This window comes from Stenotrophomonas sp. PAMC25021 (genome assembly GCF_004795795.1).
Classification (GTDB): Bacteria; Pseudomonadota; Gammaproteobacteria; order Xanthomonadales; family Xanthomonadaceae; genus Stenotrophomonas; species Stenotrophomonas muris.
Genome location: NZ_CP039255.1, coordinates 2,117,949 through 2,130,000, shown reverse-complemented (window position 1 = coordinate 2,130,000; position 12,052 = coordinate 2,117,949). Strand labels below are relative to the sequence as shown.

General features: G+C 68.2%; 12 protein-coding genes (1 of these 12 running past the window's edge). 8 read left to right on the top strand and 4 right to left on the bottom strand.

Annotation, left to right across the window (positions count from 1 at the left end; genetic code table 11):
* Positions 1-434: the 5' portion of a tyrosine--tRNA ligase gene (gene tyrS, locus E5790_RS10075; RefSeq protein ID WP_049441862.1), read on the bottom strand. It extends 778 nt beyond the left edge of the window; 434 of the gene's 1,212 nt are visible here — the first part of the coding sequence; the start codon lies at positions 432-434; its stop codon lies beyond the left edge, outside the window.
* Between the two features lie 167 nt (positions 435-601).
* On the opposite strand from tyrS, the gene E5790_RS10070 reads away from it, so the two are divergent.
* Positions 602-2,074 (top strand): peptidoglycan DD-metalloendopeptidase family protein, encoded by a 1,473-nt coding sequence (locus E5790_RS10070; RefSeq protein ID WP_014645680.1) that lies wholly within the window; start codon positions 602-604, stop codon positions 2,072-2,074.
* Positions 2,075-2,140: 66 nt separating this feature from the next.
* On the top strand, positions 2,141-3,268 hold the full coding sequence (locus E5790_RS10065; protein ID WP_080355816.1) for an anhydro-N-acetylmuramic acid kinase: 1,128 nt from the start codon (positions 2,141-2,143) through the stop codon (positions 3,266-3,268).
* 106 nt (positions 3,269-3,374) lie between these two features.
* Here the strand turns inward: E5790_RS10065 and E5790_RS10060 are convergent, their stop codons facing one another.
* The 3 genes from E5790_RS10060 to E5790_RS10050 form a co-directional block, all read right to left on the bottom strand.
* Complete coding sequence (locus E5790_RS10060; protein WP_014645678.1) at positions 3,375-3,605, bottom strand: hypothetical protein; 231 nt, start codon at positions 3,603-3,605, stop codon at positions 3,375-3,377.
* A 78-nt stretch (positions 3,606-3,683) separates the two neighbouring features.
* On the bottom strand, positions 3,684-4,988 hold the full coding sequence (locus tag E5790_RS10055) for an MFS transporter (protein WP_014645677.1): 1,305 nt from the start codon (positions 4,986-4,988) through the stop codon (positions 3,684-3,686).
* Entirely contained in the window at positions 4,985-5,785 is an 801-nt protein-coding gene (locus tag E5790_RS10050) for an exodeoxyribonuclease III (protein WP_041862998.1), read from the bottom strand. Before E5790_RS10050 ends, E5790_RS10055 begins: the two co-directional genes overlap by 4 nt.
* A 162-nt stretch (positions 5,786-5,947) precedes the next feature.
* On the opposite strand from E5790_RS10050, the gene pyrE reads away from it, so the two are divergent.
* The 6 genes from pyrE (at position 5,948) to kdpC (ending at position 12,037) form a co-directional block, all read left to right on the top strand.
* Entirely contained in the window at positions 5,948-6,607 is a 660-nt protein-coding gene (gene pyrE, locus E5790_RS10045; protein ID WP_032961411.1) for an orotate phosphoribosyltransferase, read from the top strand.
* Positions 6,608-6,625: 18 nt separating this feature from the next.
* Positions 6,626-7,288: a hypothetical protein gene (locus tag E5790_RS10040; RefSeq protein ID WP_014645674.1), complete on the top strand. Its 663-nt coding sequence runs from the start codon at positions 6,626-6,628 to the stop codon at positions 7,286-7,288.
* A gap of 220 nt (positions 7,289-7,508) precedes the next feature.
* Positions 7,509-7,601: a potassium-transporting ATPase subunit F gene (locus E5790_RS10035; protein WP_005407770.1), complete on the top strand. Its 93-nt coding sequence runs from the start codon at positions 7,509-7,511 to the stop codon at positions 7,599-7,601.
* An 11-nt stretch (positions 7,602-7,612) separates the two neighbouring features.
* Complete coding sequence (gene kdpA / locus E5790_RS10030; protein WP_111206145.1) at positions 7,613-9,322, top strand: potassium-transporting ATPase subunit KdpA; 1,710 nt, start codon at positions 7,613-7,615, stop codon at positions 9,320-9,322.
* A gap of 10 nt (positions 9,323-9,332) precedes the next feature.
* Positions 9,333-11,390: a potassium-transporting ATPase subunit KdpB gene (kdpB, locus tag E5790_RS10025; protein WP_014645672.1), complete on the top strand. Its 2,058-nt coding sequence runs from the start codon at positions 9,333-9,335 to the stop codon at positions 11,388-11,390.
* Entirely contained in the window at positions 11,387-12,037 is a 651-nt protein-coding gene (gene kdpC, locus E5790_RS10020; RefSeq protein WP_075076360.1) for a potassium-transporting ATPase subunit KdpC, read from the top strand. The genes kdpB and kdpC overlap by 4 nt, the downstream gene beginning before the upstream one ends.
* Positions 12,038-12,052 lie beyond the last annotated feature (15 nt).

Sequence of the window (12,052 nt, the reverse complement as noted above, 5' to 3'; positions counted from 1 at the left end):
CGCGCCACGGTGTGCTGGCCGGCCAGGCGGATCATGTCGGCCGCGCCCATCTTGCCGAACCACTCCGAGTTGAAGCGGACTTCGGTACGGCTGCGGTCGAGCACCTTGAACACCTGTTCCTCGTAGGTACGGGCGTTGGCCAGCACGTCATCGCGGCTGAGCGGCTTGCGGGTCAGGCTCTTGCCGGACGGGTCGCCGATCATGCCGGTGAAGTCGCCGATCAGGAAAATGACCTGGTGGCCCAGGTCCTGGAACTGGCGCATCTTGTTCAGCAGCACCGTATGGCCCAGGTGCAGGTCGGGCGCGGTGGGGTCGAAGCCGGCCTTGATCCGCAGCGGACGGCCTTCCTGCAGGCGCGCACGCAGATCCTCGAGCTTGAGGATCTCGTCGGCACCACGGCCGATCAGGGCAAGGGCTTCTTCAATCGAGGACACGTGACTACTCCCGGCAACGCCGATTCTTGTGTGGGGTGTTAAAGCGAAGTTAACCCGATTGGCTTCACAAAAGCCAATGGGCACAAGGGTTTGACGCGGTTTTCTGAGGTGTCTATGGTAACCGGCGATCAGGCCCGCACTCCCAGGCCGCCAGGAAAAAACCGCCGATGCACAATTCCGAACAAGGGCGCGCACGCAAGCAGCGCTTCCAGGAACGCCTCCACGTCCTGCACGACAACACCCTGCATCGGAAGCTCAGGCAACATCTTCCCGCCGCCTTCAATGAGCGCTGGACCCGCCGCCATTGGATGCATGCCAGCCTGTTTGCGACCATCGGCGCCCTGGTGGCGACGATCGTCCCCGGTTTCTCGCACACCATCGATGCGCCTTACGCCGACAGCCACACCAGCCTGGCGCTGCCGTTGCCGCCGCTGACCATGGCCCGCCAGCAGCAGGTGCCGGGTGACAGCTGGCAGGTGCTGCGCGTGCAGCGTGGCCAGACCCTGAGCGACCTGTTCGACAAGGCTGGCATTCCGGCCACCACCCTGCACCGGGTGCTGGACCACCCCGGCGCGCGTGAGGCGTTGACCAAGCTGCGCCCGGGTGCCGAGATCGCCTTCGACATGCCGCTGTCCGGCGACCTGCGCAGCATCCGTTTCGACCGCGATGCCGACAACCGCGTGGAACTGAGCCTGGCCGGCGATGACATCAAGGAGAAAGTGACCAAGCGCGAGTCCTCCACGCGCACCGTGGTCACCAGCGGCGAGATCACCAGTTCGCTGTATGCCGCGGCCCGACGGGCCGGGCTGTCGCCGTCGGCGATCGCGACGATGACCGACGACATCTTCAAGTACGACATCGACTTCTCCAAGGACCTGCAGCCGGGCGACCGCTTCAGCGTGGTGATGGATGAAACCTGGCGCGAAGGCGAGAAGGTGGACACCAGCAAGATCCTGGCGGCGACCTTCACCACCGGTGGCAAGACCTATTCCGGCTTCCGCTTCGACCGCAACGGCAAGTCCGAGTACTACGACATCAACGGCCGTTCGCTGAAGAAGAGCTTCATCCGCATGCCGATCCCGTTCGCGCGGCTGAGTTCGACCTTCGGCGCACGCAAGCACCCGGTGCTGGGCAAGATGCGCATGCACAAGGGCGTGGACTACGCCGCGCGCACCGGCACTCCGATCATGGCCGCCGGCGATGCCCGCGTGCAGTTCGCCGGCGTGCAGCGCGGCTACGGCAACGTGGTGATCCTCGACCATGGCCGCGGCCACACCACCCTGTACGGCCACATGTCGCGCTTTGCGAACATCAAGACCGGCCAGCGCGTGGCCCAGGGCACGGTGATCGGCTACGTCGGTTCGACCGGCCTGGCGACCGGGCCGCACCTGCACTACGAATTCCGCGTCAACGGCGAGCACCGCAACCCGCTGACCGTGACCATGCCGCCGCCGGAACCGCTGAAGGGCGCCGAGCTGGTCGCCTTCCGCGCGCAGACCGCGCCGGCGATGGCGCGCATCCAGGGCATGGAGAAGCTGATCTACGCCGACGCCAGCCCGGCACCGACCAGCCGCGACGAGGCTGCGCCCGAGGTGGCCAGCGCCAAGGACAAGCAGGCGACCGGCCGCAAGCGCGGCTGAGCGTCTTGCGTTGACGAAGAAGGACGCGGCAGCCCAAGCTTGCCGCGTCCTTTTTTTATGCCTGCCATGAACACGACTGCCGACGCTGACGCCCCCCTGTACCTTGGCCTGATGTCGGGCACCAGCGCCGATGGCATCGATGCCGCGCTGGTGCAGTTCCCCGCCGGCGGTGGCTGCCGCTTCGTGCACGGCCTGACCGCCCGCTGGGAGCCGGTGCTGCGCGCGCGGCTGGTGGCGCTGGGCGAAGGTGGCCCGCTGGAGTCGCTGGAGGAACTGGGCGAACTGGACGCGCGGATCGCGATCAACTTCGCCGGGGCCGCCAATCAACTGCTGGCCGAGGCCGGCGTGGACCGCAGCCAAGTGCGCGCGATCGGCTCGCACGGCCAGACCGTGCGCCACCGCCCGCTGGCCGACCCGGCGTTCACCGTGCAGCTGGGCGACGGCAACCGCATTGCCGAACTGACCGGGATCACGACGGTATCCGACTTCCGCCGCCGCGACGTGGCGGCCGGGGGCCACGGTGCGCCGCTGATGCCGGCCTTCCACCTGGGCATGCTGGGCACCGCCGACGAAGACCGCGCGGTGCTCAACCTGGGCGGCATCGCCAACCTGACCCTGATCCCGCGCGAAGGCGCGGTGCGTGGCTTCGATACCGGCCCGGCCAATGCGCTGATGGACGCCTGGTGCCAGCGCCATACCGGCCGCACCTTCGATGCCGATGGCGCTTACGCTGCCAGTGGCACGTTGGACGAGGGCCTGCTGGCCGGCTGGTGCTCGGACCCGTGGTTCGCGCTGCCGCCGCCGAAGAGCACCGGGCGCGAACAGTTTCACCTGTCCTGGGCCGAAGCCCACATGGGGGAAGGCGAGTACGCCGCTGCCGATGTGCAGGCCACCCTGCTGGAGCTGACCGTGGCGACCGTGGCCGATGCGTTGCTGGCGCAGCAGCCGCAGACCCGGCGCCTGCTGGTCTGTGGCGGCGGCGTGCGCAACCGGCAGCTGATGAAGCGGCTGGCGGCGCGGCTGCCGGAGGTGCAGGTTGAGTCCAGCGCGGTGCATGGGCTGGACCCGGAGTACGTGGAGGCGATGGGTTTCGCCTGGCTGGCGCAGCGGACGATGGACGGGCTGGCGGGCAACCTGCCGAGCGTGACCGGGGCAACGGGCCCGCGGATCCTGGGGGCGATCCACCTGGCGTGAGGTGGGCCGTCCGCGCAGGTGAGGCGCCGTTGTAGAGCCGAGCCCTGCTCGGCTTAGCGCGGGCCGGGCCAAGAGCAGCCGAGCATGGCTCGGCTCTACAAAGGCGCTAATCGAAGCCCTGCCCTGCCGGCAGGGCCTGCAGGGCGGCAATCGCGGCGGAGAGGGCGTCCACTTCGGGATCGCCGAAGCCGGAGCGGACCTCCAGTTCACTGCTGAACAGCCCCTGCTCCAGCAAGGCGGCGCAGGTCTGTTCGTGGGTCCAGCCGCGGGCGACCGCGACCCGTCGGATGCGTTCCAGCAGCAGCGGGTCCAGGTCCCGCAGCACAACGTCGGCCATGCTCACTTCCCCGTTCGCAAGGCACCGCCCCCTCGGCGCGTCGGGGGCGATGATCCCGCAGTCCGGGCGGGCAGGCAATCAGGCGACCGGCGGCGGCCCGCGATCGGCGATCCGCGGCCACAGCCACGCCAGCAGCAGCAGGGTTGGCACCACGGTGATCGAGCTGAGGATGAAGAACGTGCTGTAGGACGTGGCTTCGACGATGTAGCCGGAGACGCCACCGACGAACTTGCCCGGCAGGTTGGCCAGCGAGACCAGCAATGCGTACTGGGTGGCGGTGAAGTTGCGGTCGGTCAGCGACGACATGAAGGCCACCAGCACGGTGCCGGCAAAGCCCTGGAACAGGTTGTCGGCACTGAGCGCGGCGTAGAACGCCCACAGCTTGCCCGGATTGTGCGCCATCAGCAGGAAGGCCAGGTTGGACAGCGCCACGCCAAGCGCGGCCACCAGCAGCATGCGGCGGAAGCCGAACGCAGCCACCGCGATGCCGCCAAGGAACGCGCCGCCGATGCCCATCCACACACCGAACAGCTTGGAGACGGTGGCGATGTCGGCCTTGTCGAACCCCGAGTCGAGATAGAACGGCCCGGCCATCACTCCGATCACCTGGTCGGGAAACTTGAACAGGCCGACGAACGCCAGCAGCACCAGCGCCAGTGCCACGCCATTGCGGCTGAAGAAGCTGGAGATGGGCTGGACGAACGCTTCGGCAATATCGATGCGGCGCTGCACGGCGGTGGCCGGGCGCTGCGGTTCGGCGCACAGCAGGGTGGTGACGATCGGCAGCAGCATCAGCGCGGCCATCGCCAGGTAGGCGACGATCCAGCCTTCGAACTGGGCCAGGTACAGCGCGCCGGCACCGGCCAGGATCAGGCCGATCCGGTAGCCCAGCGTATAGGTGGCGGCCAGCGCCGCCTGGGCGGTCTGCGGCGCGATCTCGATGCGGTAGGCATCGACGGCCGAATCCTGGGTGGCGCCGGCGAACGACGCCACCAGCACCCACATCACCAACGGCCACACGCCCTGTTCGGGCCGCACGAAGGCCAGCGCGACCAGCCCGACCAGCACCAGCACCTGCGACACCAGCAGCCAGGAGCGGCGGCGGCCGAGCCGCCCCAGCAGCGGGAAGGCGTAGCGGTCCAGCAGCGGTGCCCACAGAAACTTGAGCAGGTAGAAGAAGCTGGCCAGGCTGATCAGGCCGATGCTGCCCAGGTCCAGCCCGACGTCGCGCAGGCGCGTGGACAGGGTCTGCGAGGCGATCAGCAGGAACGGCAGGCCACTGCCGAAGCCGAGCATGGCCATGGTCAGCGCCGACGGGGTACCGAAGGCGCGCTTGATGCCGGCCCAGCCCTTGTAGCTGACCGGCGTGGCGGCCTCGGTCACAGGTCGTAGTCCACGGTGAACGGGGCGTGGTCGGAGAAGCGCTCGTCGCGGTAGATCGAGCAGCTGCGCAGTCGGTCACGCAGGCCCGGGGTGATGAACTGGTAGTCGATGCGCCAACCGACATTGTTGGCACGGGCGGCGCCGCGGTTGCTCCACCAGGTGTAGTCCTCTCCGGTGGGGTTGAGCAGGCGGTAGGCATCGGCCCACCCACGGCCGCCGGCGACATCGGTGGCCTGGCCGTGGTCGGCGCACAGCGCGTTGAGCCAGTCGCGCTCCTCCGGCAGGCAGCCGGAGTTCTTCTGGTTGGACTTCCAGTTCTTGATGTCCAGCGCCGAACGCACGATGTTCCAGTCACCGCACAGCACGTAGTCGCGGCCGCTGCGCGCCCACGCTTCGAGGATCGGCCGCAGCCATTCCATCACTTCGAACTTGAAGCCCTGGCGCAGGTCGCCCGAGCTGCCCGATGGGATATAGAAGGAAACCACGCTGAGATTGCCGTAGCGCGCCTCGATGTAGCGGCCTTCGTCGTCGAACGGCGCCCAACCCAGCGAGGTGATGACCTGATCTGGTTCGCGCTTGCTGTAGATCGCCACGCCGCTGTAGCCCTTCTTGGTGATGGCATCGCGATAGAAGCAGTGGTGGCCGTCCGGACGGAACATCGGGTCGGTCAGCTGGTCTTCCTGGGCCTTGGTTTCCTGGATGCACAGGACGTCGGCGTCCTGGGCACGGAACCAGTCGAGGAAGCCCTTGGTCGCGGCGGAACGGATGCCATTGGCGTTGAAACTGATGATGCGCATGCGGGGGACCTGCGGCGGGAAACCGGGCAAGCATACCGGTTGCCTGCAGGGCTGCGCAGTCCGCCAGGCCGGGCCTGGACGGCTTTCACATGGCGCTGGACGAGCGCAAAACGCCCAGCTGGATTAGGATTTGTGCTCCAAATGAAGATGAATCGAGTTTTGATGAGCGACCACCGCCACCGTTTCCTGCAGCTGGCCCTGACTGCCGACGCCCTGCGCTTCGGCCAGTTCACCCTCAAGTCCGGCCGGCTGAGCCCCTATTTCTTCAACGCCGGTCGTTTCGACTCCGGTTCGCTGCTGTCGCAGCTCGGCGCCTGCTACGCCGATGCCATCGATGCCACCGGGATCAAGTACGACGTGGTGTTCGGCCCGGCCTACAAGGGCATTCCGCTGGCCACCGCGATGGCCTGCGAGCTGGCCCAGCGTGGCCGCGACCTGCCGCTGTCGTTCAACCGCAAGGAAGCCAAGGACCATGGTGAAGGCGGCCAGCTGATCGGCGCCGACCTGAATGGCAAGCGCGTGCTGATCGTCGATGACGTGATCACCGCCGGTACCGCGATCCGCGAAGCGCTGGGCATCATCCGCGCTGCCGGCGGCACCCCGGCCGGCATCGTGGTGGCACTGGACCGCCAGGAGATCGCCTCGGAAGCCGACCGTCGCTCGGCGGCACAGTCGGTGGCCGAAGAAGCCGGCATTCCGGTGATCGCCGTGGCGTCGCTGGCCGATCTGCTTGATTTCGCCTCCGGCAACCCGGAACTTGTCGGTTACCGGCAGCCGCTGGAAGCCTACCGGGCCCAGTACGGCGTCCGTTCGATCCGCTGACCGACCAGGGGAAAGGTCATGTCCCGAGTTCCTGCTGTTCTCTTTGCCGGCCTGCTGCTGGCCGTGCCGTTCACCGTGCCGGCGCAGTCGCGCGACGGCGGCAAGGTGGAAAAGAAGCTGTACTGCTGGAACGAGGGCAAGGAGCGGATCTGCAGTGATTCGCTGCCGGCCGATGCGGTCAATCACGCCCGCGAGGAGTTCAACGCGAAGAGCGGCCTGCGCAATGCGCAGGTCCAGCGCGCGTTGACCGACGAGGAGCGCGCCGCAGCCAGCACCGTGGCACAGCAGCAGCAGCTGGACCTGATGGCCGAGCAGACCCGCCAGCGCACCGAGCAGGCGATGCTGTCCACCTATGGCAGCGAGGACGACCTGCGCCGGGTGTTCGCCGAACGCCAGGAAGTGCTGGACAACAACCTGAAGACCGCCGAGTACAACGTCACCAGCCTGCGCGAATCGCTGGTGGCGCTGCTGTCGGCCGCCGGTGACCGCGAACTGGCCGGTGGCAAGGTGGCCGACAAGCAGGCCGAGGCGATCCGCCAGCGGCATATACAACTGCAGTCGCAGCAACGCCTGCAGGCCGGGTTCCTGCAGCAGCAGCAGGCGCTGAAGGCCGAGATCGACAGCACGCTGCAGCGCTATCGCGAGCTGAAGGGCGTGGCGCAGGCGAGCCAGGCGCCGTGATTCGCCTGTAGCGCCGGGCCACGCTCGGCTCCGCGTGACCTTGGGAAAGGGCAGCCGAGCATGGGCTCGGCTCTACAGCAGGCGGCGCCTGGTTACGGGTTGGCCCACGGAATTTATGCACTCTTTACGCGTCGGCCCGGTCCGGCGCGTAGTGCGTTTATGGGCGGCAGGACGACGATGACGGCCTGAGGTGGAGGGGTTCCACCAGGTCGCTATTGAAATGTCCCCCTGGCTGTCTTTGTTGTGTGGCGTGCTGGTGCTGGTCGCCGCCGCCTATCTTCTCTATGTCGTGCTGCGGCCCGAATCGTTCTAACGGAGCCGGCCATGACTGAGATGCTTGCCATTCTTGCCGCCAGCCTGCTGCTGGCGTGGCCGCTGGGCCTGTACCTGGCCCGCGTGATGCGCGGCACGCCGATGAAGGTCGACGTGCTGTTCAACTGGATCGAAAAGCCGTTTTACAAGGTGTTCGGCGTCGATCCCTCGCGCGCGATGTCCTGGCGCGGCTACGTGCTGGCCTTCGTGCTGAGCAACGTGGTGGTCGCTGTGTTGACCCAGGCGGTGTTCATGACCCAGGCCTGGTTGCCACTGAACCCGGACCAGATCCCGAACATGCGCTGGGACACCGCGCTGCACACGATGATCTCGTTCCTGACCAACACCAACCAGCAGCACTATTCGGGCCAGGCGCAGCTGTCCTACCTCTCGCAGATGACCGGCATCACCGGCCTGCAGGTGGTGACGCCGATGATGGGCCTGGCGCTGGCGGTGGCGACGCTGCGCGCGTTGTTCTCGCGTGCGCCGCAGGCTGCGGCGGCCACCGGTGCCGGCGATGACCGCCAGGTGGCGGTAGGCAACTACTACGTGGACGTGGTGCGCCTGTGCGTGCGTTTCCTGTTGCCGCTGTGCCTGGTGTGGACCCTGCTGCTGACCAGCCAGGGTGTGCCGTCGACGATGGCCGGTGGCCCGCAGGCCACGCCGATCGATGCCAGCGCCGGCATGACCGGACAGAAGCTGCCGCTGGGCCCGGTGGCGGCGATGGTCGCGGCCAAGCAGCTTGGCGCCAACGGTGGCGGCTGGTACGGCCCGAACAGCAGCTTCCCGCTGGAGAACCCGACCCCGCTGTCGAACGCGCTGGAAATCGTCGGCATCCTGCTGGTGCCGATGGCGGTGATCTTCATGATCGGCGCGTTCACCGGCCGGCGTCGCTTCGGCGCCCTGGTGTTCAGCTGCATGCTGGGCATGTCGCTGCTTTCCACCGGCGCGATGATGTGGAGCGAAGGGCATAGCGCCAGCGCCGCCACCCCGCTGCTGATGGAAGGCAAGGAGGTGCGCTTCGGCGCCGAAGGCACGGCGCTGTGGGCGGCGGTGACTACCCAGGTCTCCAATGGCTCGGTGAACGGCATGCACGATTCGCTGGCGCCGCTGAGCGGCGGCATCGCGATGGTCAACATGCTGGTCAGCGCGATCTGGGGCGGCATCGGCTGTGGCCTGCAGCAGTTCATCGTCTATCTGCTGCTGGGTGTGTTCCTGGCCGGGTTGATGACCGGGCGCACGCCGGAACTGTTCGGCCGCAAGCTGGAGACGCCCCAGGTGCGCCTGCTGGCCCTGCTGGTGCTGCTGCAGCCGATCACCCTGCTGGTGTTCACTGCGATCACCCTGGCCGTGCCCGGCCTGGCCGGCACCTCCAACCCCGGCTTCCATGGCATCAGCCAGGTGTTCTACGAGTATGTCTCGGCCTACGCCAACAACGGTTCGGGCTTCGAAGGACTGGGTGACGCCACGCTGTGGTGGAACCTGAGCTGCTCGCTGGTACTGCTGCTGGGCCGCTTCCCGCTGCTGATCATTCCGCTGGTGGTGGCCGCACAGCTGGCCGCCAAGCGCCAGGCGCCGGAGTCTGCCGGCAGCCTGCAGATCGAAACCCCGACCTTCGCCCTGACCCTGGTCTCGGTGATCGTCATCCTGACCGTGCTGCAGTTCATGCCGGCGCTGGTACTCGGCCCGATCGCCGATCACCTGAGCCTGGGGCTGCGCTGAGGACACCCTGATGAGTACCCAAGCAAGTTCAACCCGTAGTACCCATGCACCGCGCCCTGCCCTGCTTGATGGCGCCGGCCTGCGCCGTGCGCTGGTCGAAGCGGTGCGCAAGCTGGCGCCGATGCATCTGGTGCGCAGCCCGGTGATGGCGGTGGTGATGGCCGGCACGATCGTCGCCGCGATCGTCACCCTGACCGGCAATGCACCGCTGGGCTTCGGCCTGGCAGTGACCGCCATCCTGCTGGTGACCGTGCTGTTCGGCAATTTCGCCGAGGCAGTGGCCGAAGCGCGTGGCCGTGGCCAGGCCGCCTCGCTGCGCCGTGCCCGCCAGGACCTGGTGGCGCGCCGGCTGGCGGCGCCGCAGCCGGGCGCAGCCGAAGCCCAGGTGCCTGCCGCCGAGCTGCGCCCGGGCGACCATGTGATCGTCAGTGCCGGTGAGCTGGTGCCGGCCGATGGCGAGATCGTGCAGGGCCTGGCCACCATCAACGAAGCGGCAGTAACCGGCGAATCGGCACCGGTGCTGCGCGAGGCCGGTACCGACCGTTCCGGTGTGATCGGTGGCACCAAGGTGCTGTCCGACCAGATCATCGTGCGGGTGACCGCCGAGCCGGGCCACAGCTTCCTGGACCGCATGATCGCGCTGGTGGAAGGTGCCAATCGCCAGAAGACCCCCAACGAGATCGCGCTGACCCTGCTGCTGGCGGCGATGACGCTGACCTTCTTGGTGGTGGTGGCCACGTTGCCGGCGATCGGCGCGGCCGTGGGCGTGCAGGTCGATCCACTGCTGCTGATCGCACTGCTGGTGTGCCTGATCCCGACCACCATCGGCGGCCTGCTGCCGGCCATCGGCATCGCCGGCATGAACCGTGCGCTGGCCGCCAACGTGCTGGCCAAGTCGGGCAAGGCAGTGGAAGTGGCCGGCGACGTCGACGTGCTGCTGCTGGACAAGACCGGCACCATCACCTACGGCGACCGCCAGGCCAGCCACTTCCATCCGCTGGCCGGCATCGACGCCAGCCAGCTGCGCGAGGCGGCACTGCTGTCCTCGCTGGCCGACCCGACCCCGGAAGGCAAGTCGATCGTGCGCCTGGCGCGCGAACAGGGCTGCGCCACCGCCGAGCCGGACCGTGCCGACTACCTGGCCTTCAGTGCCCAGACCCGGATGTCCGGCGTCGATCTGGAACATGGGCGGCAGATCCGCAAGGGCGCTGCCGATGCGATCCGCACCCACGTGCAGGCGCTCGGCGGCAGCGTGCCGGCTGAACTGGCCGGCCGCGTCGAGCAGGTCGCGCGCAATGGCGCCACCCCGCTGGTGGTGGCCGAGGGCCGCCACGTGCTGGGCGTGATCGAGCTGTCGGACGTGGTCAAGCACGGCATGCGCGAGAAGTTCGCACAGCTGCGGGCGATGGGTATCCGCACGGTGATGATCACCGGCGACAACCCGCTGACCGCCGCCGCCATCGCTGCCGAAGCGGGCGTTGATGACTACATCGCCGAGGCCCGTCCGGAAGACAAGCTGGCACGCATCCGCCAGGAACAGGCCGGTGGCCGCCTGGTGGCGATGGTGGGCGATGGCACCAACGATGCTCCCGCGCTGGCCCAGGCCGACATCGGCCTGGCGATGAACTCCGGCACGCAGGCGGCGAAGGAGGCCGGCAACATGGTCGACCTCGATTCAGACCCGGCCAAGCTGCTGGCGGTCGTGGAAGTGGGCAAGCAGCAGCTGATCACCCGCGGTGCGCTGACCACCTTCTCGCTGGCCAACGACGTGTCCAAGTACTTCGCGATCCTGCCGGCGCTGTTTGCCGCTGCGGTTCCGGCCATGGCCGCACTGAACGTGATGCAGCTGTCGAGCCCACGCAACGCGGTGCTGGCGGCGCTGATCTTCAACGCGCTGGTGATTCCCGCGCTGATCCCGCTCGCCCTGCGTGGCGTGCGCTTCCGTCCGGCCACGGCCACCGCGCTGCTGCGCCGGAACATGCTGGTGTACGGCCTCGGCGGCGTGCTGTTGCCGTTCGCGGCGATCAAGCTGATCGACCTCTTCCTTGTCCTGGTATTCGGCGCATGAACCGTTCTGCTTCCACCTCCACCTCCCTGCCCCGCGAACCGAAGGCCGAAGCCCGCGTGGCCAGCCTGCAGGACGGCGCCGGCTGGCGCCCGGCGATCGGCCTGGGCCTGGCCACCCTGCTGCTGGCCGGCGCGGTCTACGCCGGCATCGCCACCGGTTTCGCCGGCCTGGCCTACCCCACCCAGGCCGAGGGCAGCCTGCTGCGCGATGGCAGCGGCCAGGTGCGCGGCTCGGCATGGTTGTCGCAGCCGTTCACCGGCGATGGCTACTTCCAGGCACGGCCGTCGGCGGCCAACTACGACCCGATGGCCGCGGCCGGTTCCAACCTGGCGCGCAGCAACCCGGCGCTGGCCGAGCGTGTTGCCGCCAGCACGGCGGCGGTGGCCGCGCGCGAAGGTGTCGCCCCGGCGCAGGTGCCGGCCGACCTGGTCACCCAGTCCGGCGGCGGGCTGGATCCGCAGCTGTCGCCGGCGGCGGCGCAGCTGCAGGTGGCACGCGTGGCACGTGCCCGCGGCCTGCCGGTCGAGCGCGTGCAGGCCTTGGTGCAGGCACATACTGAAGGGCGCCAGTGGGGCGTGTTCGGCCAGCCGCGGGTGAACGTGGTGACGCTGAACTTCGCGCTGGACCATGCGGCCAAGGCGCCGTGATGCCGGCCTGCATCG

What these genes read in the sequence shown, in the direction of transcription:
- E5790_RS10070 (WP_014645680.1), top strand. Translation starts at nt 602, where the DNA reads ATGCACAATTCCGAACAAGGGCGCGCACGCAAGCAGCGCTTCCAGGAA.
- E5790_RS10065 (WP_080355816.1), top strand. Translation starts at nt 2,141, where the DNA reads ATGAACACGACTGCCGACGCTGACGCCCCCCTGTACCTTGGCCTGATG.
- E5790_RS10060 (WP_014645678.1), bottom strand. Translation starts at nt 3,605, where the DNA reads ATGGCCGACGTTGTGCTGCGGGACCTGGACCCGCTGCTGCTGGAACGC.
- E5790_RS10050 (WP_041862998.1), bottom strand. Translation starts at nt 5,785, where the DNA reads ATGCGCATCATCAGTTTCAACGCCAATGGCATCCGTTCCGCCGCGACC.
- pyrE (WP_032961411.1), top strand. Translation starts at nt 5,948, where the DNA reads ATGAGCGACCACCGCCACCGTTTCCTGCAGCTGGCCCTGACTGCCGAC.
- E5790_RS10040 (WP_014645674.1), top strand. Translation starts at nt 6,626, where the DNA reads ATGTCCCGAGTTCCTGCTGTTCTCTTTGCCGGCCTGCTGCTGGCCGTG.
- E5790_RS10035 (WP_005407770.1), top strand. Translation starts at nt 7,509, where the DNA reads ATGTCCCCCTGGCTGTCTTTGTTGTGTGGCGTGCTGGTGCTGGTCGCC.
- kdpA (WP_111206145.1), top strand. Translation starts at nt 7,613, where the DNA reads ATGACTGAGATGCTTGCCATTCTTGCCGCCAGCCTGCTGCTGGCGTGG.
- kdpB (WP_014645672.1), top strand. Translation starts at nt 9,333, where the DNA reads ATGAGTACCCAAGCAAGTTCAACCCGTAGTACCCATGCACCGCGCCCT.
- kdpC (WP_075076360.1), top strand. Translation starts at nt 11,387, where the DNA reads ATGAACCGTTCTGCTTCCACCTCCACCTCCCTGCCCCGCGAACCGAAG.